19 protein-coding genes and 1 pseudogene are annotated in these 20,710 nt (G+C 49.2%); 16 read left to right on the plus strand and 4 right to left on the minus strand.

The features are described 5' to 3' along the window. The 5 genes and pseudogenes from OR1_RS22200 to OR1_RS19025 form a co-directional block, all read left to right on the plus strand. Positions 1-834: pseudogene (locus OR1_RS22200) on the plus strand (hypothetical protein); the annotation flags it as partial. A 95-nt stretch (positions 835-929) separates the two neighbouring features. Continuing rightward, a complete protein-coding gene (locus tag OR1_RS21180; protein WP_052440672.1) occupies positions 930-2,477 on the plus strand; it encodes an Ig-like domain-containing protein in 1,548 nt (515 codons plus the stop codon). 24 nt (positions 2,478-2,501) lie between these two features. Next, positions 2,502-3,347 (plus strand): exosortase A, encoded by an 846-nt coding sequence (gene xrtA, locus OR1_RS19015; protein WP_052440674.1) that lies wholly within the window; start codon positions 2,502-2,504, stop codon positions 3,345-3,347. Beyond that, positions 3,344-3,988 (plus strand): exosortase C-terminal domain/associated protein EpsI, encoded by a 645-nt coding sequence (locus tag OR1_RS19020; protein ID WP_041974422.1) that lies wholly within the window; start codon positions 3,344-3,346, stop codon positions 3,986-3,988. The genes xrtA and OR1_RS19020 overlap by 4 nt, the downstream gene beginning before the upstream one ends. Before the next feature lie 87 nt (positions 3,989-4,075). Beyond that, entirely contained in the window at positions 4,076-4,285 is a 210-nt protein-coding gene (locus OR1_RS19025; protein WP_041974424.1) for a GSU3473 family protein, read from the plus strand. A 16-nt stretch (positions 4,286-4,301) separates the two neighbouring features. Here the strand turns inward: OR1_RS19025 and OR1_RS21185 are convergent, their stop codons facing one another. After that, positions 4,302-5,756, minus strand: a complete 1,455-nt coding sequence (locus tag OR1_RS21185) for a response regulator (protein WP_052440677.1) — start codon at positions 5,754-5,756, stop codon at positions 4,302-4,304. 113 nt (positions 5,757-5,869) lie between these two features. Between OR1_RS21185 and mutL the strand changes: the two genes are divergently transcribed. The 4 genes from mutL to OR1_RS19050 all read left to right on the plus strand — a co-directional run bounded on the left by mutL (position 5,870) and on the right by OR1_RS19050 (position 10,249). Continuing rightward, on the plus strand, positions 5,870-7,687 hold the full coding sequence (gene mutL / locus OR1_RS19035) for a DNA mismatch repair endonuclease MutL (protein WP_041974426.1): 1,818 nt from the start codon (positions 5,870-5,872) through the stop codon (positions 7,685-7,687). A gap of 3 nt (positions 7,688-7,690) precedes the next feature. Beyond that, positions 7,691-8,626, plus strand: coding sequence for a tRNA (adenosine(37)-N6)-dimethylallyltransferase MiaA (gene miaA, locus OR1_RS19040; RefSeq protein WP_041974428.1), 936 nt, complete (start codon positions 7,691-7,693; stop codon positions 8,624-8,626). A gap of 11 nt (positions 8,627-8,637) precedes the next feature. Beyond that, positions 8,638-8,862 carry an RNA chaperone Hfq gene (gene hfq / locus OR1_RS19045; RefSeq protein WP_041974430.1) on the plus strand — a complete coding sequence of 75 codons (225 nt, stop codon included), beginning with the start codon at positions 8,638-8,640 and terminating at the stop codon, positions 8,860-8,862. Positions 8,863-8,932: 70 nt separating this feature from the next. Beyond that, positions 8,933-10,249, plus strand: a complete 1,317-nt coding sequence (locus OR1_RS19050) for a DUF512 domain-containing protein (protein WP_041974432.1) — start codon at positions 8,933-8,935, stop codon at positions 10,247-10,249. A 57-nt stretch (positions 10,250-10,306) separates the two neighbouring features. Here the strand turns inward: OR1_RS19050 and OR1_RS19055 are convergent, their stop codons facing one another. Beyond that, positions 10,307-11,335, minus strand: coding sequence for a cytochrome c3 family protein (locus tag OR1_RS19055; RefSeq protein ID WP_041974434.1), 1,029 nt, complete (start codon positions 11,333-11,335; stop codon positions 10,307-10,309). A gap of 105 nt (positions 11,336-11,440) precedes the next feature. Here OR1_RS19055 and OR1_RS19060 point away from each other — a divergent pair, with 105 nt between their 5' ends. After that, positions 11,441-11,986 carry a DUF4124 domain-containing protein gene (locus tag OR1_RS19060; protein WP_041974435.1) on the plus strand — a complete coding sequence of 182 codons (546 nt, stop codon included), beginning with the start codon at positions 11,441-11,443 and terminating at the stop codon, positions 11,984-11,986. Positions 11,987-11,998: 12 nt separating this feature from the next. Here the strand turns inward: OR1_RS19060 and OR1_RS19065 are convergent, their stop codons facing one another. Continuing rightward, complete coding sequence (locus OR1_RS19065) at positions 11,999-12,553, minus strand: hypothetical protein (RefSeq protein ID WP_041974437.1); 555 nt, start codon at positions 12,551-12,553, stop codon at positions 11,999-12,001. Next, on the minus strand, positions 12,550-13,893 hold the full coding sequence (locus tag OR1_RS19070; protein WP_041974439.1) for a HAMP domain-containing protein: 1,344 nt from the start codon (positions 13,891-13,893) through the stop codon (positions 12,550-12,552). The genes OR1_RS19065 and OR1_RS19070 overlap by 4 nt, the downstream gene beginning before the upstream one ends. Positions 13,894-14,078: 185 nt before the next feature. On the opposite strand from OR1_RS19070, the gene nadC reads away from it, so the two are divergent. The 6 genes from nadC to OR1_RS19100 are packed head-to-tail and all read left to right on the plus strand — an operon-like array spanning position 14,079 to position 20,708. After that, on the plus strand, positions 14,079-14,909 hold the full coding sequence (gene nadC, locus OR1_RS19075) for a carboxylating nicotinate-nucleotide diphosphorylase (RefSeq protein WP_041974441.1): 831 nt from the start codon (positions 14,079-14,081) through the stop codon (positions 14,907-14,909). Continuing rightward, a complete protein-coding gene (locus OR1_RS19080; RefSeq protein ID WP_041974443.1) occupies positions 14,906-15,907 on the plus strand; it encodes a biotin--[acetyl-CoA-carboxylase] ligase in 1,002 nt (333 codons plus the stop codon). Before nadC ends, OR1_RS19080 begins: the two co-directional genes overlap by 4 nt. Positions 15,908-15,917: 10 nt before the next feature. Continuing rightward, a complete protein-coding gene (locus OR1_RS19085) occupies positions 15,918-16,682 on the plus strand; it encodes a type III pantothenate kinase (protein WP_041974445.1) in 765 nt (254 codons plus the stop codon). 38 nt (positions 16,683-16,720) lie between these two features. Continuing rightward, complete coding sequence (gene fusA / locus OR1_RS19090) at positions 16,721-18,820, plus strand: elongation factor G (RefSeq protein WP_041974447.1); 2,100 nt, start codon at positions 16,721-16,723, stop codon at positions 18,818-18,820. 25 nt (positions 18,821-18,845) lie between these two features. Then, a complete protein-coding gene (locus tag OR1_RS19095) occupies positions 18,846-19,826 on the plus strand; it encodes an SPOR domain-containing protein (RefSeq protein WP_041974449.1) in 981 nt (326 codons plus the stop codon). A gap of 9 nt (positions 19,827-19,835) precedes the next feature. Then, positions 19,836-20,708 carry a hypothetical protein gene (locus OR1_RS19100; RefSeq protein WP_237754362.1) on the plus strand — a complete coding sequence of 291 codons (873 nt, stop codon included), beginning with the start codon at positions 19,836-19,838 and terminating at the stop codon, positions 20,706-20,708. Positions 20,709-20,710 lie beyond the last annotated feature (2 nt).

Here is a 20,710-nt window from a genome sequence, read left to right on the forward strand (position 1 = left end):
TCTGCCAGCCGTTCCGCTTCGATTATCGTTACTCTCCCTGTAACTCCAGTTCCTGATACCACCGCCCCTGAACTAACGGCATTCTCGATGCCGGCCACATCATCAGCACTCAACGTTTCGATTAACAGCTTTACTGCTACTGACGCAAAAGGAGTAACCGGTTACATGGTGAGCGAAAGTTCAGCTACACCTGCCGTAACGGCAAGCGGCTGGGCTTCAACGGCACCATCCTCATACACTTTTGCATCAGAAGGGAGTAAGACCCTTTATGCCTGGGCCAAGGATGCCGCCGGGAATATTTCTTCCAGTCGCTCGTCTTCGGTTTTGATCACTATCCCTGTTGCAACTCCGGCTCCTGCTCCGGATACTTCTGCACCGGTAGTAGCAATTAATCAAGTTGCATCACCAACCACTTCTACGTCCCAAGTTATCAGCGGCACAGCTACGGATAACGTAGGAGTATCCAGTGTTACAGTCCAGATTGGTGTGAACACCCCATATGCTGCAACGATTAACGGTAACAGTTGGAGTATAAATCTCTCAGGACTTTTGGTCGGTACCAATGTTATTACTGTGCGCGCAAATGACGCTTCAGGAAACAGCTCTACTGCAAAAACCTCGATCACTGTAGAAAATCCTCCGGCAACTCTATCTATTGCAGATGCGACCTTGGCCATGCAGGTTTCAGTAGGCAAGATCAAACTTTCAAATGACCAAAAAAGCCGCCTGGATGTCGCTCCGGTGATCAACGGCAAATCCAGCCCCAATGGTAAGGTCGACACCGGTGATGCAATTGTAATTCTTTCTAAGGTAGTTGGAAAGATTGTCTTGTGATCAAGTAAAACTACGATACAATCATAAAACAATTTAAGGGAAAGGCGGCGTCGGAAAGCGTCGCCTTTCGTTATTTTCGTACAATGGAGGGCCAGATGAGAACAAGAATATTATTGACGATCGTGTTGTCGGCTGTTGCCTTCTGTTCTGGGTGTGGTGGTGGGGGAGGCGGTGGCGGCGGGGGGGGGGGCACTGTTGGTGGAGACACGACGCCTCCGACAGTTATAATTGATTCCCCTCGCGCGGGGGATGTTTGCAGTGGAACGGTAGCGGTAAATGTCAGGGCAATAGATTCTACTGGAGTGTCAAGGGTAGAATTTTATGTGAACAATGCTCTCAGTGCCACTAAAACGAGTTCACCATATAATTTTACGTGGAATACTGCCGCCTTGACTAATGGCGCTTCCTATACCCTTTCGGCCAAAGCGTATGATGCGGCCGGAAATCAATCTCCGACATCTTTCTTGACAGTCAAGGTGGATAATTCTGTGCCGGATACAACTCCACCCACTGTTTCGATAAATCCACTTGGTGCAGTGGTAAACGGGAATGTTAATGTAAGTGCGACGGCCGGTGATAATGTGGGGGTTGCTAAAGTAGATTTTTATGTAGATGGCGTTTTGAAAGGTACCGATACAACATCTCCTTATGAGTTTAGTTGGGATACAACTGTTAATTCTGAGGGAGCGCATCAACTAACTGCAAAGGCTTATGACGCAGTCAACAACTCTCAGACGTCGGCAATCATCAATGTTATGGTGGATAGAACACCTCCTTCGGTTTCAATTACGTCTCCTGCCAATAACAGCACTATTAACAACGGTAATATTTCGGTTACCGCTGACGCTTCGGACAGTTCCGGTGTCAGCAAGGTCGAATTTTATGTGGATGGTGTGTTGACTGCAACTGATGCTACCGCTCCTTATTCGTTCAGTTGGCCCCCCGTCGCGGGGCAACACAGCCTGACAGTTAAAGCGTATGATGTGGTCAACAACAGCCAGCTTTCGTCTCCTGTCTCAGTGAGGGTGGACACTTCCCTTCCCTCCGTGTCGATCACATCACCGGCCAATAATAGTACCGCCAATGGTACCATTACTGTATCTGCGAATGCGTCCGACAATAATGGCATCAACAAGGTCGAATTTTATGTTGATGACCAGTTAGTCTCAACAGATAGCTCGGCCCCGTATTCATTCAATTGGAATGCGAGTTCTGCCAGGGGAATACATACCCTGAAAGCCAAGGCCTTTGACACTGCCAACAACTCCACTACCTCATCTGCATTAACGGTGATGTCAAGTGATACGATAACGGTAAAAGCAAAATCTGTAGCCGCCTCACAGGCAAGTATTTACGGAATAGACATGATTGTAAGATTACCGAATGGGGTAAGCAATAATTCGGCAGTAACATCAGGGGTAGCTTCCGGAATTTCAATAGCTCCAGATGCATCTGGTCAGGACTTGTCAGTATCTATACTTTCTCAAAATTTAATCCCTTTCGGAATAGGTGAGTTCATGACGCTGGTAAATGCAATCGCTCCCGGAACCGCTGTGAGCCCGTCCGATTTTTCGATCACCAGTTTTAATCCTTTTGACGGTCTCGGTAGCGTAATAGGCGGGGTATCTGCGATTATTTATTGAATAATTAACTGTATAGGCGGGAGTATGACATTATCTGAATATATCGGGAACTATAAATTCCAACTGGCAACTTTAATCATCCTCCTGCTGGGGCTTTATGCCAACATTATTCCGGATATGGTCAAAGACTGGTACCATGACGATAACTATTCTCATGGTTTTCTTGTGCCGATAATTGCCGGATATTTCCTTTACTGTCGACGCGAAGAGCTTAAGACTGCAGACGTTCAGCCATGGAATCTGGGGTTGATTATAGTAATTGCCGGTATATTGCAGTTGCTGGTCGCCTGGTTGGGTGTCGAATATTTTACTATGCGCTCTTCATTGATAGTTGTCATTGCCGGGCTAGTCCTCTATTTCTTTGGCCGAAACATTTTCAGTATCGCGTTGTTGCCGATATGTTACCTGATTTTCATGGTTCCTCTGCCATACCTGATCTATGACGCCATGGCTTTTCCCTTGAAACTGTTTGTTACTAAGGTTTCAGTCGAATTCCTCCAACTTGTCGGCGTAATAGTCATGAGGGAAGGCAATATAATAATGTTCCCGGCAACTACGCTTGAGGTGGCCGATGCCTGCAGCGGTATTCGGTCGCTGATGTCGCTGCTGGCTCTTTCCGTTGCATATGCTTTTTTTATTGATATTTCCACAGCCAAAAGGTGGGTACTGATTTTTTCGGCCGTTCCCATTGCCATTCTGACTAACGCTGTGAGGGTTATTGTTACAGGAATCTTGGCCCAGTGGTGGGGAGCAAAGGCAGCCGAAGGATTTTTTCATGAATTTGCCGGTCTGGCAGTGTTTGCTTTGGCAATGGTACTCCTTGTCTCCCTTGGGGCTTTATTGGGACGGGGGAGGAAGGGGAACGCATGAAGGAATTTGCTGGGTTTAGAATCCGATTTGCGATCGTTGTTACTTTGCTGTTGGTTGCCGCCGCATATATCTATTTTCATAACGATATTACCGTACCAACCAGTCGACCGTTAACTAATTTTCCTGTTCAATTGGGATCTTGGGCAATGTCGGGTGAATCATTCATGTCTGATGCTGTTCTTGGTAAGCTTAAACCCACGGACTATCTCTCCCGCTCCTATGACAATGGTAAAGAAGGACGAGTAACTCTTTATATCGGCTACCATGGCGGCGGTAAAGACGGCGGAGAGATTCATTCCCCCAAAAATTGCCTCCCAGGAAGCGGTTGGAATGAAGTCAAGAGCAGCAAAAGGGCAATAGATGTAGCTGGGGAGAGGGTAAATTCGGTTTGGACCGTATACCAGAAAGGGGATCGCAAGGAGCTGTTCGTTTATTGGTTCCAGGTCATGGGTAAATCAGTAGATAATGAATATTCCTTAAAGATCTCTGAAATTATCAATTCCGCTGTGTATCGGCGTCGAGATGCCGCATTCATAAGGATTTCAGTTCCATTTGAAGCGGATGAGAGCACTGCAATCCGAAAAGGCGAGTTGTTTGCAAAAGATGTTTACCCATTGTTGAAAAATTATCTTCCATCATAGATTAAATATTCCGATAATGGGATTGGGCAATTGTTTTAAAATTACAGCGGATGCTATAATTAGTTAGTCTTTAACAAGGAGGCTGATATGCTGATTATGGTGAAATATCTGGACGGCACTTACGATATGGTAGTATCACACCGTTTGGAAGGGCTGATAAAAGCTGGTCGAGTACTCGAATTCCGCCGCGGTAACGGTTGGGCGCGGGTTGGGAGGGATTCGCTACGCAATGGCACGAAGGATTTCCAAGGTGATGAAAGAAGAAAAATAGAAACTGCAGGGCCCCTGATGATGTAATTTGAGTGTAGGCCGGTCATGTTTCGTCTGATCCCGAGCGGTAAGCTGCGATTGCGGTGGAGCTGCTAACAATTCTATCAAAAAGAGTCCGGTAGTTTTCTTCGCTGGTACGTAACGCCTTTTCCGCTTGTTTTTTCTCAGTAATGTCCTCACCTGAAAAGAGTATGCCGGTAATCAAGTCATCCTTATTCCCAAGTAGTGATGCATGTACGGCAAGTTCCCTTTGTTTACCGCTGCGGGTTACGATTGAGCTTTCGAAATACTCTTTGAATCCGGTGCCGTGTTCCATAAGATTTCTATACGATTGCTCTAATTCACTCTGAAAGTTTTCGGGGATAAAATCAGAAAACCAGTTTCTACCCAAGAGGTTTTGCTGACTGTCCCCAAGAATTAAACAACCCTTTTTGTTTATTAGAGAAATATTGCCATTGATGTCAAGAGCTACCATCAGTACTCCGGAGACATCAAGATAAAGCTGCGCCTGGTCGCGCTCCATTTGTAACTCCTTTTCAAACTGTCGCCGCTCGCTTGCCGTTCTGATTGCATTGATGCCGTACGCTAGGTTTTCAGTGAGTTTTATGAGGAGCTTAATTTCTTCGCTGTCAAAGGCATCGGGTTCTTTCGCATAAATATTCAAAATGCCTTGCTGCTCAGGGGAAATTTTGAAAGGAATTGAAACCAGAGATGCAAATCCGCGCGAAGCAGCTTCAACCATCCTGTGGGAGTAGATTTTGTTGTTGAAAATATTTCTTATTATTGCCGGCTTGCCGGATGATATTGCTTTGCCTGCAGGACTCCTTGACGGGTCGGCTTCGCTCCATGCGAGACGCATAACCTCCAATGCTCCGGCTTCGAATCCGGACAGGGCAGTCGGTACGAGCCTCGCATTGGGAGAGCCTGTAACCATGCCTGCCCAGGCTAGTTTATATCCGGCATTATCTACCATTTCATCGCAGATATTTTGCAGTAACTCTTTCTCCGAACCTGCTGTTGCCAGAAGATGACTGCTCTTATTCAGGAGCATAAGCGCACGGTTGGATTTCCTTAACTCATTTCCCTGCAATTGAAGTTCATTCATCCGTTCCTTAAGGCTGTCTTGAAGTTCCAGATACCGTTTCCCAACCTGAACCCGCGCTCGTAGTTCTTCGGCTTCAAAAGGTTTGGTAATATAATCGTCCGCTCCGGCTTCCAAGCCTGCGACCACGTCTTCCTTTTGGCCGCGGCAGGTGAGCAGCATCACGTAAGGGGGGAAAGTTGCGGGGAGAGACCGTATGCTTCGACAAATATCGATTCCATCCATTCCGGGCATCATCCAGTCTAAAATGGCAAAATGCGGGGAGTCATGCTGCTGAAGCATTTGCCATGCTTCCCTACCGTCTGAAGCCGTAACGACGGCATACCCCCAGGCAGAAAGCATGGCGCTCAGGATTCGTCTGACTGAGGAGTTGTCGTCTGCAACAAGTATCTTCAAACGGTGTCTCCGTACAAATTTTATTAGCCGTGATATTTACCACAGTTCAGACTCCCTTTACAAGCAGATGGACGATGAGTTATTGTTAGTTTCATTAATTGTTGAGGTTTATCATGTCCAGTCGCATCAGGATTCTACCGGAAAATCTTGCAAACAGGATTGCCGCAGGCGAGGTTGTGGAGCGCCCTGCTGCTGTAGTTAAGGAACTGGTGGAAAACTCTATCGATGCTGGAGCCACAGACATTTTGGTCGAAATAGAATGTGGTGGGCGAAAGCTAATCAGGGTCGTGGATAACGGGTGCGGAATGTCTCGTGAGGATGCTCTTCTTTCGCTTGAACGCCACGCTACCAGTAAACTGGTTTCGGATGCCGATCTGGATGGGATTGCGACCCTTGGGTTCAGAGGAGAAGCTCTCCCCTCGATTGCATCGGTATCAAGGCTGACCCTTGCATCACGTGAGAACAGCAATCTGGAAGGGACGGAAATATATTCCGAAGGTGGGCGAATAGTCTCCGTTAAAGCTCACGGGATGGCAACCGGCACCTCGATAGAGGTACGAGGACTCTTCTTCAATACTCCGGCGCGGCTGAAATTCATGAGGAGTTCGGTAACCGAAGCTGGTCATGTTGGAGAGTTGCTTGTCAGGCTCGCAATATCACGTCCTGATATCAGGTTTACCTACATCAGCGATGGGAAGAGTCAGTTTCGAATGCTTCAAGGCGATCTTCAGTCCAGGGTCTCCACTTTTCTAGGCAATGCATCTTTGCATGATACTTGGCCGGTAGTGTTTTCCGGAGAGAATATTTCAATTAATGGCTTGGTTTGTGGTCCTTCGCTTGCCCGATCTAATTCTGCCGGTGTTTATACGTACATAAACGGCCGTTTCATAAAAGATAAAGTTGTACATCATGCCATATTTGAAGCATATCGAGGCGTTATAGACAAAGGGCGATTCCCGGTTCTGGTCTTGTTTGTTGAAATGCCCTTTTCTGAAGTCGACGTGAATGTTCATCCGACTAAGCATGAGGTTCGATTTCGCGAACAGGGAAAAGTCCACGATTGTATCCTCTCCGCAATTGGGAACGTCTTGAGTCAGTCGCCTTGGACAAAAAGGAGTGATCAGCAGTCAGGAAATAAACTTTACACCGAGCCACGCCCTGAAGCCAGGCGTTTGTCCGAAGTACAGGATGCTTTGGCCAGATATGACTTGTCCGGGACTGCCAAGTTGACCGGATTTAATCCCGGTTCCAGGGCGATTCCCACAAGCACCGGTGGGTTATTTTACAAGAATTCGCCTCCAGAAGATGATTCGGACATCGACAATAAAGGTTATTATTCATCTCTTGCAGTGATTGGACAGTATAAGTCGATGTATATCGTCTGCCAGGACGGAGTTGACCTTGTTCTCATAGACCAGCATGCCGCACACGAACGGATCGCTTATCAGCGTTTGAGGAGTGAACATGCTGGCGGATCTATAGAAAGCCAGATGTTGCTTTTTCCGGAGACAGTTGAGTTGACCTATTCCGAAGCAGCAGCAGTCCGCGAACATGAAGCCAGGATCGCAAACCTTGGTTTCGAGATTGAGAATTTCGGCGGTACAACCCATGTTATCAAGGCAGTGCCCAGACTGATTGCCTCTGCCGGTTATTTGTCCGCATTCCGGGAGATTTTGTCGGAACTGGAGCAGCTTTCGCGAAGTGTCAAGGCCGATCAGCTGCTTGACAATATTCTGGCCAGAATAGCTTGTCATAGTGTTATTAGGGGAAACCATGCGCTTTCGCTTCCAGAAATCAGGGCACTGCTGCAACAAATGGATACTACTGATTTCTCTGCGACCTGCCCCCACGGAAGGCCGGTTCTGGTGAAGATTGCCCTTCCAGAGATTGAAAAGATGTTCAGGCGATCAAAGAGTGGCGTTGGTGAATGAACAATGAACTCTAGCCGAAAAGATGGCATAAGGCTTGTGGTGGTTCAGGGGCCAACTGCTTCCGGCAAGACGGATCTTGCGATCAGACTTGCTGAAGCGATTGGCGGTGAAATTGTGAATGCCGATTCCATGCAGGTATACCGCGGCATGGATATTGGCACTGCCAAGCCTTCGCCTGATCTGCAACAAAGAGTCCCCCACCATCTGGTGGACATTGTTACCCCTGATCAGAATTTCTCAGCCGGCGATTTTCGCAGGGCAGCGGTAAAGATCATTGAGGATATCCACTCACGTGGGTTGAAACCGATAATAGTCGGTGGTACAGGACTTTATATAAGAGCCCTGCTTAAAGGACTTGCAGAGGTGCCACCCGCAGATACCGAATACCGAGACCAGCTGCAAATAATTCTCGAACAGGGTGGAGGTAAGGGGCTCCTTGCCGAGCTTGCTCAGGTGGACCCATTAACGGCAGCCGTTTTACATCCTAACGATCATGTCCGGATCGTCAGGGCCTTGGAAGTATTCAGGCAGACCGGCAGCCCGATATCAAAATTCCGTCAAGACCATGGCTTTAAGTCTGAAGAGTACAGGTACCTTAAAATCGGGATTAGACTTGACAGGGAAGAGTTATATGACAGGATTAACCATCGTGTTGAAAAGATGATCTGCGACGGTTTAGAGAACGAGGTTAGGGGGCTGATCAACGCCGGGTACGGCAGGGAGTTGAAATCCATGAACTCCATCGGTTATCGTGAAATGTGTGCATATATCGCCGGCGAAGCAAGCCCTGATGAGGCCGTTGATCTTATCAAACGCAATACCAGGCGTTATGGCAAACGGCAGGAAACTTGGCTGAAGGGTGATGCGGAAATTTCGTGGGTTGAATATCCAAAATCTTTTGCTACTATAAAAAACCATGTAAATGCATTTTTTGATTAAAGGAGACTTCTATGGCCAAGGCACCATTCAATATTCAAGATCAGTATCTTAACCAGTCTCGAAAGGAACGGGTAAAGATTGTTCTAAAGCTTATGACCGGCGAATCCATGGAGGGCTATATCAAGTCGTTTGACAATTTTTCCGTACTAATGGAAATCCAGGGCGACATACTGATTTATAAGCACGCAATTGCATCAATTACTTCAGCGGACGGTACGTTCAGACTCCATCAATAATTGCCGGTCAACCAGTCGAAACACCGGGCGGCCTTTGGGCCGCCTTTCTTTTTTTCATAAAGGAGAATGCATGAGAGGCTTGCCAATAGAAAGCGTTATCAATGGCGGGGTCGCATCGGAGATGGGAATTGAGCCCGGGGATTTGATAATATCGATCAATGGGCATCCTCTAAGAGATATTATTGATTATCATTACTGGAATGACGGGGATGAACTCCTGATAGAGATTGAAAAACCTGACGGATCCATCTGGGAATGCGATGTCGCAGTCGGTGACGATCCGGCACTCGGTCTTGTCCTCCAACCCCCAAAGCCTGCACATTGCCGAAACAAGTGCATATTCTGTTTCGTTCATCAACTCCCGAAAGGTCTTAGAAAAACTCTCTATGTAAAGGATGAGGATTATCGACTTTCGTTTCTTTACGGTAATTATGTAACGCTGGCAAATATTTCAAAGTCAGACCTTGCCCGGATCAAGAGACTGAGGCTTTCCCCTTTGTACATATCGGTACATGCCAGTGATCCGGCTGTTCGCGAGATGCTGCTTGGCAAACAGGGACTGATGCCTATTCTGGAAGTCATGAACTCTCTAGCTGCTTCTGGAATAAAAATGCACACGCAGATTGTTCTGTGCCCCGGTCTCAATGACCGCGAACAACTGCAACGGACCGTGGCCGACCTGGCGGCGCTTTTCCCTCAGGTGGCATCTATTGCCGTTGTCCCTGTGGGGCTTACCAGCCATCGCATGGGATTAACGCCGATAAGCCCGGTAACTTCAGAATACGCGGCTTCTTTTATTTCTGAATGGGAGCCGGAAATGCGCCGACTTGCGAAAGTCTGCGGAGAACCGGTCCTCTTCCTTGCGGACGAGTTTTATCTCAAGGCTGGCTTACCATTCCCCCGGATAGCTTTATATGGAGACTTCCCTCAACTTGAAAACGGGGTTGGTATGATCCCGCTTTTTCGTCAGGAAGCAGTAAAGGTTATTAAGCTTGCCAGGGAACTCGGAAGTGGCGACGCCATAATAGTTACCGGTTATTCCGCATATCCGGTTATTAAAGAATTTTTGGCAGAGCTTGCACTGAAAACAGGCCTGAAACTGGGCGCAGTTGCGGTGCAGAACATCCTGTTCGGCCCTTCGGTGACGGTTGCCGGGCTTATTGCCGGAAGAGACATAATTACGGCTCTTAGGAAGGTTGAGCCGGGCACCCTGGTGATTATCCCTGATGTAATGCTCAAAGAAGGAGTGGGGGTATTTTTGGACGACCTCACACCCAAGGATATAGAAAATGAATTGAATCTTCGCGTGGTGGTTGCTTCAACCTCTCCAGCCGGACTTTATGAGGTATTGAAGCGAGCATATCCCAGAAAACGATCCAAAACATAAACAAGAAGGGGGGATAGCCGGATGCTGTCCCCCCTTTATAATTTATTCATGTATTAGTCACATCTTGTGGCATTTCTCACAATTAGCCTTAACGCTGAAAGCGTCTTTACCGTCATTATGGCAACCACCGCATGAAAGCCCTTTTTCCATATCAGTCATAGTGGCCTTTTTTACACCGGCCTTAAACGGGAAAAGCTTGGTGTGGCAGTCTACACATTTGTAGAGATTCAGGTGGAATGCGTGATTGAAGTTAACCTCGCCCCCTTCATTCTTGAAGGTAATCGGCGCTGGTTTGAATCCTCCATGGCAGCGCTCACATTCGCCGCTGGTCGAGAATGCGTCTTTGCCGTTATGACAAGTGCCGCAGGATTGGCCTTGTTCCATCTGCCCCATGGTTTTCCGTTGTGCCCCGGCTTTGTATGGGAAGGTTGCAGTGTGGCAATCGCCACACTGATACATGCCGAGGTGGAATTTGTGGCTGAACACGGCGTTGGTAATCCCTTTCAGTGAGAAGGTAACCTCCCTGGGAATATATCCTTTATGGCACCGGTTGCAGTTGCCGGCAACAGTGAACGCTCCCTTGCCGTTATGACAGGCACCGCATGTCCGCCCCTTTTCCATTTCAGCCATGGAAACATTTTTGTCTTTTCCTGTGATTATTTTGCCATTATGGCAACTTTTGCACTTCCCTTTTGTTTTATCGATGTGTATCGAGTGGCTGAAGACCACCTCAGTGGCCTTTTTCATTTTAAAGGGAATATTTCTCGGTTTGCCTTTATGGCAGCGGATGCAATCTTTTTCCTCAGCAACGCTGAACGCCTTGATGCCTGTATGGCAGCCTCCGCACGATTTTGTCTTTTCCATTTCGGCCATAGTGTATCGCTTGTGTTGCTTTAGGTTAAAAATGGCGTTGTGACAAACCTTGCAGTTGTTGTTATATTTTAACAAATGCAAGTCATGGCTGAAAACTACCGGATCGGCATTCTTGAAGTTAAACCGGATGTCCTTGGTTTCCTTGGCATATGCCTGAGAAGCTAAGAGAAGTATAAGGAGAGATTTGATAAGTATGTTGAAGCGTGACATCATGGTTTGTGTCCCTCCGTTTAATGGTCAGAATGAGGTCAACACTATACACAACGTAATGCTTATCAGTCAAATTGAAAATCTGCCGGTTATAAAGGAGCAAACGCAATGAAATTGATGGCTTTATGTCTGTTGGTTTTTCTCATGCAAATGTTGATTCATGAGAACGATTCTATTGCCGCAATGTATAAATGGGAGGATAGCAGCGGTGTGGTTCATTTCAGCGACGACCCGGCATCTATCCCGGCAAAATTCCGAAACAGAGTCAAAAATCTTGAACCAAAGGAAGTTGAGATTCCAAGTGACACAACTACAGAGACAACAGTGAAGCCGGAGCAGAATGAGCTTCAGCAGCCTTCAAGGCCTGAAACTTCAGGACTGGACAAAGGCAAGGAATATTGGCAGGTGCGCTACCAAAGCATATTGGGGGAGATGACACGGCTCAAGGACGGGTTGAAAGGCAAGAGAGAGCAGATGAATGAATATCGCCGCAAGTGGCTGGTAACGCAGAGGAGGGTTGAACGTCAGGCCTTTAACCAGATGGAGAATGAGATAAATCAGGATGAAGAGCGTATAAAGGAGCTCGAAAAGAATCTTGAGGCATTGGATGTTGAAGCGGCGCGCAATGCCGTACCGTTTGAATGGAGACGATAATTATCGGTGTGATCAGCGACGGTTCTTTTTTTCCAGCTCAATATCGAGCGATTTGAGTTTTTCGATCCGTTGGTTTATCTCTTTGTTCTCCTTGGTAAGCGTCTGATTGGCTCCTTGCAACTGTTGGTTGGAAAGGGTCAATTCTTTATTTTCCTTCACTACCGAATTGTATTTCTGCTTGAGACTTCGGAGATCCGACCTGACACTTTCCGTTTGGGTCAAGTATTCCGTAAGAGGCCATGACATCCTGGACCATTGGCTTTCTGGGAATTCTGTCTGGAGTTTAGTCAGCTGTTTTTGAACATTATGCATTGCTCCTGCATCACTGTGTTTGCGTAATTGCAGCAGGCTCAACCTGAAAAGGGCTTCATCAGTTATTCCGGCAACTGAATATTTGCTGTTAGTGATCTCTTCCAGCAGTTTAGCCGCACTGGTTTCGTTACCTTTTTCCAGAAACGATACCGCCTCTGCAAGCCTTTCATCGTTCGGGTACCCTATCTTGTCCTTGATAAAGGCGCACCCTCCCAGAATCAGCAAAGCCACGATGCACACCAGCTTCCGGATCATCGGTTGATTCTCCTCCGGTTGACGAAATAATTGCTCCCCGGTTGTACTTTGACGTGGTCTTTTATCTGGGCCGCAGCTTTTGCAATATCGACAGCCGAATCGTATTCTCCTTGCTGACAGACAAGCACTGCTATCGAAATGGACATGATCGGGAAACTGCGTTGAACCCCGTATCGGTCTTTCCCTTCTATAGCGCCACGCGCAATATCCTCTGCAGAGTAGTGAGCAACAATTTCACGATCGAAGCGAGCCGTAATGGCATCGCAGACCTGAGCAAAATTCTCGGTGGCAAGAATCAGAACAAAATCGTCGCCACCTACGTGCCCGACGAAAGTATCAATCCCGCCATGCCGTGCCGCCTCTTCATAAATTATCTCTCCGGTAAGTTTGATTAGTTCGCTTCCCTTGATATACCCATACCGGTCGTTGTACGCCTTGAAATTGTCGAGATCTGCATAGCATACGGCAAATTGCTCATCACTTGTTAACAGCTTGTTAAGTGCCCTTTCGATCGCTATGTTGCCGGGAAGCCGTGTCAGGGGGCTGGCGTCCAGGCTCATCTTCTCAAGTTCCTTCAGGCGTTCGGCCATATGGGTAAAATCCCTGGCCAGGTCTCCGATTTCGTCACCACCAGGAATATTGGGGTCATAGTCGAATTCACCTTCAGCAATTCTATGAGTGGCAGTTTTCAGTTTTCTGATGGCTGACGATATGGAATAGGTTATGAATACCGCAACGGCAGTGGCCAGCAAAAAGCCGGTAAATGAAAGGATCAGGGTAAGATTTAGGGTGGATTCTTCCCTGCGGTCGGCATCTTCAAGTTTTGCATTAAGCCGTTTCTGCTCATTTACCGAAATGGCGTCGATCGAGGCCAGTGTTTGCATCCCCGCGGTCTGCATCGGTTTTGAGTCGATTGCCCGGTTGGAAAAAACTTCTTTAGATGCCGACAGGTATTTCGAATAATGTTCTGAAAGTATCGGTAGTTCGGGAATGCTCTTTTCCCGCTGCATTAACTGCAGGATATTCCTGAACTCCTGAGTTCTAGAGTTGAAGAAATCGCGAAATTCATCACTGCCCAGTATCAGGTATTTGCCGGCGTAACGCTCCTGAGCAACCAGCGATTCCCGAAGTCTTTGCAGATTGCTTATGAAAACCAAGTCGGTACGGGCAATCTCTTTCGCGGTTCGATGGAGTGATACCAACCCGTTTATGGAGAAGGCGAGCGCAGCTATGGAAAAAAGAGCCATTGCCGAATAACCGACGATAATCTTCCGTACTATGGTTAGACGGGTGTAACGTCTCGAATTTGTTGTGTCGATAGGGCTATTGGCAGCGTCCATAACGGAACATTCTAGTTCAGGGGACCATATAAGTCAACCGGCGTGAGACTCTGAGCAAACTTCGCTCCTTCGCAGTCCGAGCGATATTCTCAACTCATTGTTATGAAGCTCCATTCCCTTCATTAGCGGTTGCTAGGCGGCCTAAGCTGTGTTATATGTTGCCTACCCTATCTTGGAGATTTCTTATGACCGGAATCGACCGGATTATTGAAAATGCCCTTCTTGAAGACATCCATACCGGCGATATCACCACATTGTCAGTTGTCCCGCACAAGAGACCTGCTAAAGCAAGGCTACTCGCCAAGGAACCGCTGGTGTTGGCCGGTTTGCTCGTTGCGGAAAAGGTTTTCATAACCCTGGACAAGCATGTGTCATTCAAACATTTGAGTGCCGATGGTGACACGATCGCGAAAGGGGATCTGATCGCCACAATGGAGGGTGATGCTTCGGTCCTGCTGCAGGGAGAGCGGGTTGCTCTGAACCTGTTGCAGAGAATGTGCGGGACGGCAACGCTGACCGCGAAATATGTCGAGGCCGTAGCAGGTACAAAAGCGCGTATTGTTGATACCAGAAAAACTACGCCCGGGTTGAGGGTTTTGGAAAAGTATGCCGTGCGGGTCGGCGGTGGGGTGAATCATAGAACCGGCTTATACGACGGAGTCCTGATTAAGGAGAACCACATTGTCGCTGCCGGCGGCATCACTCAGGCAATCAATTCGGCCCGCGCCTACATCCCGCACACTCTGAAGATCGAGATTGAGACTGAGACAATCTCCCAGGTTGAAGAAGCGTTGGCTGCCGGCGCTGAGATCATCATGCTCGACAATATGGATCTGGACACAATCCGTTCAGCTGTTGCACTGGTAAACGGCAGGGCTCTTCTGGAGGCCTCAGGCGGGGTTTCCCTTGAAACCGTGAGGCCGATTGCGGAAACAGGAGTGGACATCATATCCGTAGGGGCACTTACTCATTCGGCTCGAGCGATGGATATCTCCATGCTGCTGGAGGATTATTGAAAAACCGGGAATCCAAGTCAACCGAACGGTCAATTGACCGGCAGATACTTGAACTTTTCCGCGAACGGTCAGGATTTGTTTCCGGTGCAGAACTGAGCGCTATTCTCAAAGTTTCCCGAACTGCTGTTTGGAAACATATCAAGACGTTAAGGTCCCAGGGGTATGGCATAACAGCTCGTCATTCATCAGGTTACAGATTGGTGTCGGCACCGGATGTTCTCACACCTGCTGCAGTTACTGCCGGATTAACGGCAAAGATTCTTGGTTGCCGGATAATCTGCCTGCCTGAAACAGGTTCTACAAATAGCGAGGCTTACAGACTTGCTGAAGAAGGTGCTGCAGAAGGAACCGTGATCATTGCCGATTCCCAATCCAAAGGGAAAGGGCGGCTTGGGCGCAGCTGGCTTTCGCCAGCAGGAGTAAATTTGTACTGCTCACTTATTCTCAGGCCGCCGATATTGCCTGTAGATGCGTTCAAATTCACTTTCTTATCTGCCGTTGCCGTTGCACGGGCCATAGAATCATCAGTTTCAATCCCTCCTTTGATAAAATGGCCAAACGACATCCTCCTCAATGGCAAAAAGGTGGCAGGTCTACTCAATGAAATGAGCGCCGAGACCGAACGGGTTAATTTCGTGATTCTGGGCATCGGCGTAAATCTCAATATGCGGCCGGAGCAATTCCCCGGCGATTTGCGCTACCCTGCCACGTCACTTGCGATCGAGTCCGGCTTAGAGATAAGCAGGCTGAGTTTTGTTCGGAACTTGCTGGAGTCGCTGGATTCCCTTTATACAGATTATCTATGTAACGGTTATGGGCCGGTGCGGGACGAATGGGTTGCCCGTTGCGGCATGATCGGGAGTCGTGTTTCAGTCAGCGTGGCTAGTGAGCAGATAGAAGGGGTTGCGACCGGCATTGATGACTCCGGGGCGCTTCTGGTGAAAACTGCGACCGGTGTCATCTCGCGTGTTCTTGCGGGAGATGTGGAAATTTTGTAAGGAGGGTTGGGTGCTTCTTGTTATCGATGTAGGTAACAGTAATATAGTTATCGGGGCATACGACGGCTCTGATTTAATGCGCAACTGGCGCATTGCCACCGACAAAGCCAAGACACATGACGAGTATGGAATACTGTTTCATGACCTCTTTCGCATGTCTGGTCTGGATCCTGAGTCAGTTGACGGTATTATTATCTCCTCTGTTGTCCCCCCATTGACGGGAGTTCTGGAACTTCTCGCCCAGCAGTATTTCGGCCATAAACCGGTTGTTGTCGGCCCTGGAATAAAGACCGGCATGCCGATACATTACGATAACCCGAAGGAGGTTGGCGCCGACCGGATCGTGAACGCTGTCGCCGGCTACGAAAGATATCGCTCCCCCTTGATCATTGTCGATTTCGGAACGGCGACAACTTTTGACTATGTCAACGCCAAAGGTGAGTACTGCGGCGGAGCAATTGCCCCCGGGCTGATGATCTCCCTTGAGGCCCTTTTTCAGCGGGCCAGCAAGCTTCCCAGGGTCGAGATTGCAAAACCGGTGTCCGTAATAGCCAAAAATACCGTAAACTCCATGCAGGCAGGTATTGTCTACGGCTATGTCGGGCTTGTTGATGGCATCGTTAACCGGATGAAAGTGGAGAGTCGCGACAACCCGACGGTAATTGCGACCGGAGGGCTGGCAAAGCTCATAGCCCCGGAGTCCAGAACCATCGAGCATATAGAGGAGTTTCTTACACTGGAGGGGCTTAGGATTCTATACGATAGAAACAGGTAGTTTTGCTGTATACATCCCAAACGCAAGGAGAAAGTCCGATGGCCAAGTACGACACGAGCAAGATCCGTAACCTGGGAATTGTGGCACACGGAGGGGCCGGTAAAACCTCTCTCTCTGAGGCGATTCTTTTCGATGCCGGAATGATTGATCGCCTCGGGAGAGTTGACGATGGCACCTCCACAATGGACTACGAGCCGGAAGAGATCAAGCGCAAGATATCGATCAGCTCATCGCTTGACCACTGCGAGTGGAACGGCCACTCGATTCACCTTGTGGACACCCCCGGTTATGGCGATTTCATTGCCGACAGCCGCGCCTGCATGCGTACCCTTGATTGTGCTGTCGTCATCCTTTCGGCAATCTCTGGAGTCAAGGTTCAGACCGAGGAGGTCTGGAACTGGGCAAACGAGTTCGAAATTCCCCGCATTGCGATTGTTAACAAGATGGACCGGGAACGGGCAAGCTTTCTCAGGGCTATCGACGATATGGAAAAAGCTCTGAAGGCTCGCGGCGTAGCCATACAGATGCCCCTGGGAGCCGAGGAAAACTTTGAAGGTGTAATCGACCTCATAAAAATGAAGGCATACAAGTTTGCAAAGGATCAATCAGGCAAGTTTACAGAAACGGACATTCCCGCTGATTGCATTGACGAAGCCAACCGTCTGCGTGAACTGATGGTGGAAACAGTTGCAGAGGCTTATGATGCACTGACCGAGAAGTACCTGGAGGCTGGAGAACTCACCGAAGAGGAGATTCTTGACGGCCTGAGGGTCGGTACGATGCGCAACACCTTTACCGCTGTTCTTTGCGGCTCCGCCACCCAGAATATCGGAGTGCCGCAGCTTCTCGACGCAATCTGTGCATATCTCCCCTCGCCACTGGACCGCACCAAGGCCGTAGGGAAAAATCCCAAGACCGAGGCGGTTGAAGAACGGGCACCGTCAGAGTCGGAGCCGTTCTCGGCATTGGTATTCAAGACCACGTCAGACCCTTATACCGGCAAGATCACGATCTTCAGGGTCTATTCTGGTGTACTCAACTCCGATTCCACGGTATTCAATTCAACCAAGGGAGTTGAAGAGCGGATCGGGCAGATATACGAACTCGAAGGCAAGAAGCAGAAGCCCATCAAGCAAGCGGTTGCCGGAGATATCGTGGCAGTGGCAAAGCTGAAAGAGACGATTACGGGCGATACTCTCTGCGATGCAAACAAGCCAATCGTGTATGAACCGGCGCCGCTCCTGAAACCCTGTATCTCTTACGCCATTGAGCCCAAGACCAAGGCGGACGAAGACAAGATCCACGGCGCTCTTCACAAGATGATTGAAGAGGAGCCGATGCTGGAGTCGCATCGCGACACGCAGACCAAAGAGTTCATCATCTCCGGCATGGGCCAGGTTCACCTGGATGTCATCGTAGAGAAGATGAAACGCAAGTTCAATGTTGAGGTGCTGCTTAAAACTCCCAAAGTCCCTTACCTGGAAACGATACGGGGTAATGCCAGGGTACAGGGCAAATACAAGAAGCAGTCGGGCGGCCGGGGTCAGTACGGCGATTGCTGGATCGAGATGGGGCCTCAGCCAAGGGGCGAAGGGTATCTCTTTGAGGACAAGATCGTTGGCGGCGTAATTCCCCGCCAGTATATCCCCGCAGTAGATAAGGGGATTCAGGAGGCATGTATTGACGGGTTCCTGGCCGGATTCCCGGTAATTGATTTCAAGGTGGCTCTGGTAGACGGCTCTTTTCATACTGTTGACTCATCGGAAATGGCGTTCAAGGTCGCCGGCTCAATGGCTTTCAAGAAGGCAATGGAGTTATGCAAGCCGGTGATTCTTGAGCCTATTATGAATATGAAAGTGACCGTTCCGGATGAAAACATGGGGGATGTCATCGGCGATATCAACTCCCGCCGTGGCAAGGTAGTCGGTGTCGAGCCAAAGGCGAACTCCCAGATCATCCGGTGCGTGGTGCCGATGTCGGAAGTGCTTGCCTATTCCAACGACCTCCGTTCCATGACCAGTGACCGCGGCATGTTTACCATGGAGTTTTCGCATTACGAGGAACTCCCGACGCATCTTTCCCAGAAAGTTATCGCCGAGGCAGAGGCAAACGGGTTCCACTCGAAGAAGGCGGATTGATCAATTGGCTGTTGAGGAGGTTTTGATGCGAAAAGTCAATGGCGAACGGAAAGGGGAGAGCGGCGCAAGTCAGAGCCTGCTCCTCGGTATCCTGGCTGTGCTTGTGGCGCTGTTTGGCTATCTCTATTTTTTCACCGGACTGATCAAGGAACGTGAAGTTCAGCAGAAGCCGGCTCCGTCCCCAGTCCAGAAGGTTAAACAGCCGATTCCGCCCCGGCCTGCCGGAGGCGAAGCGAAAGTTTCGCCGCCACCGGCTTCGACTCCGTCGGCTCAGAACAAGCCTCTTCCTGCCGCTGTCCCAGTTGCTCCGGCCAAAGCGGCCCCGGTAACACCGGTTGCGGCTCCGAAACCGCCGGCTCCCCAGGCAAAACCGGTTCCGGAACAACCGAAGACACCTCCTCAGCTACAGCCACCGGCCAAGGCTGCCACAAAACCTGAAAAGCCGGCAAATGCCCAACCGGTGAAGTCTCAGGGGAAAGCGCCTTTGCCTGATAAAGCGGCGAAAGCACCTGCTTCAGCCAAGCCTGTCGCAGAAAGAACTGTGTCCGAGAGCAGTTACCGGATAACAACTTCTGGAATTTTTTCTGCGGATAAGGCGAATGCCGCTTTATCGGAACTGAAGAAGAGTGGCGTAGAACGGGTTGAAAAGAAACAGGTAAAAGAAGAAAAAGCGATGAAACGCCTCTTTGCCGGCGAATACGATGACAGTCAGTCGGCATATGCAGAGCTTGAAAAAATCAAGAAATACGCTGACGGTGCATTTTTAGTTCCGGCATCCGGTAAGTACGAGCTTTACGCGGGATCATACGATCAGGAGAACCGGGCAGAGCGCGAGATAAAGCGGCTCGCCGGCAAGGGGGTGAACGTAACCCTTAAAAAAGCCAAATTGATGCTGCCGGTAATCCGGATTTCAGGTACAGCAACCGATAAAAAACAGGCAGACTCAATAGTCAAGCGGCTCCGTAAGCTCGGCATTGCAGCTGAGGCAAAGAAGGTGACCCGATAAGTGGGACCTATGCAACTGGATATCTCTATCGAGGCATCACAGTGGATAGCTGAAGGCGCTTCGCACGAATCCCGGATGCAGGCTGCCCGTGGGGAAATCGCAGTTGAAGCGGGAGATTTGGGGTCTGTGCTGCTGTATCTGAGCCATGACCGTGACCCGGATATTGCAAGTGCCGCAATCAACAGCATTCGGGGGCTTTCCGGGGAACGGCTCAACCTTGTGCTGGAAGCCCCGGAAACCCATCCGTATCTGCTGGAAATACTTGCCCGGCTTCATTTTCATGATGCTGGGACCGCTGAATTGATTGCCTCCCATCCGGCGACCCCGCTTGAGACGCTGGAGTTTTTGTCTCTTCATGGGGTTACAACGGCTACGGAATTTTGCGGTGTCTTGAACAGCCTCGACGAAACCCCCGAAGGTGAGCAGCCACCGCCGGATGAAGAGGAGATCGAGGTCGATGAAGAGGAATACAAGTCCAAGTATCAGTTAGCCCAATCCATGGGGGTGGCGGAAAAGATCAAGATGGCGCTCACCGGGGACAAGGAGTGGCGCGGCCTACTGATCAAGGATTCCAACAAACTCGTAAGCGGCGGCGTCATGAAGAATCCGCGCATAACCGATGGCGAGGTTCTGACCATTGCCAAATCTGCCGTTCAGAATGACGAGATAATCCGCGCTATCTGCGCCAACAAGGAATGGATCAAAAACTATAATATCCGCAAGGCGATGGTGGAAAACAGCAAGACGCCGCTTCCCCATGCCTTGCGCTTCATGGCGTCACTCAGTGAAAAGGATCTTGCCGGCTTGGCCAAAAGCAAAAACGTTTCTTCGGTGATTGCAACCCAGGCCCGGCGGTTGCTCTTGAACAAGAATAAGAAATAAGG

The organism is Geobacter sp. OR-1 (genome assembly GCF_000813145.1).
GTDB lineage: Bacteria > Desulfobacterota > Desulfuromonadia > Geobacterales > DSM-12255 > Geoanaerobacter.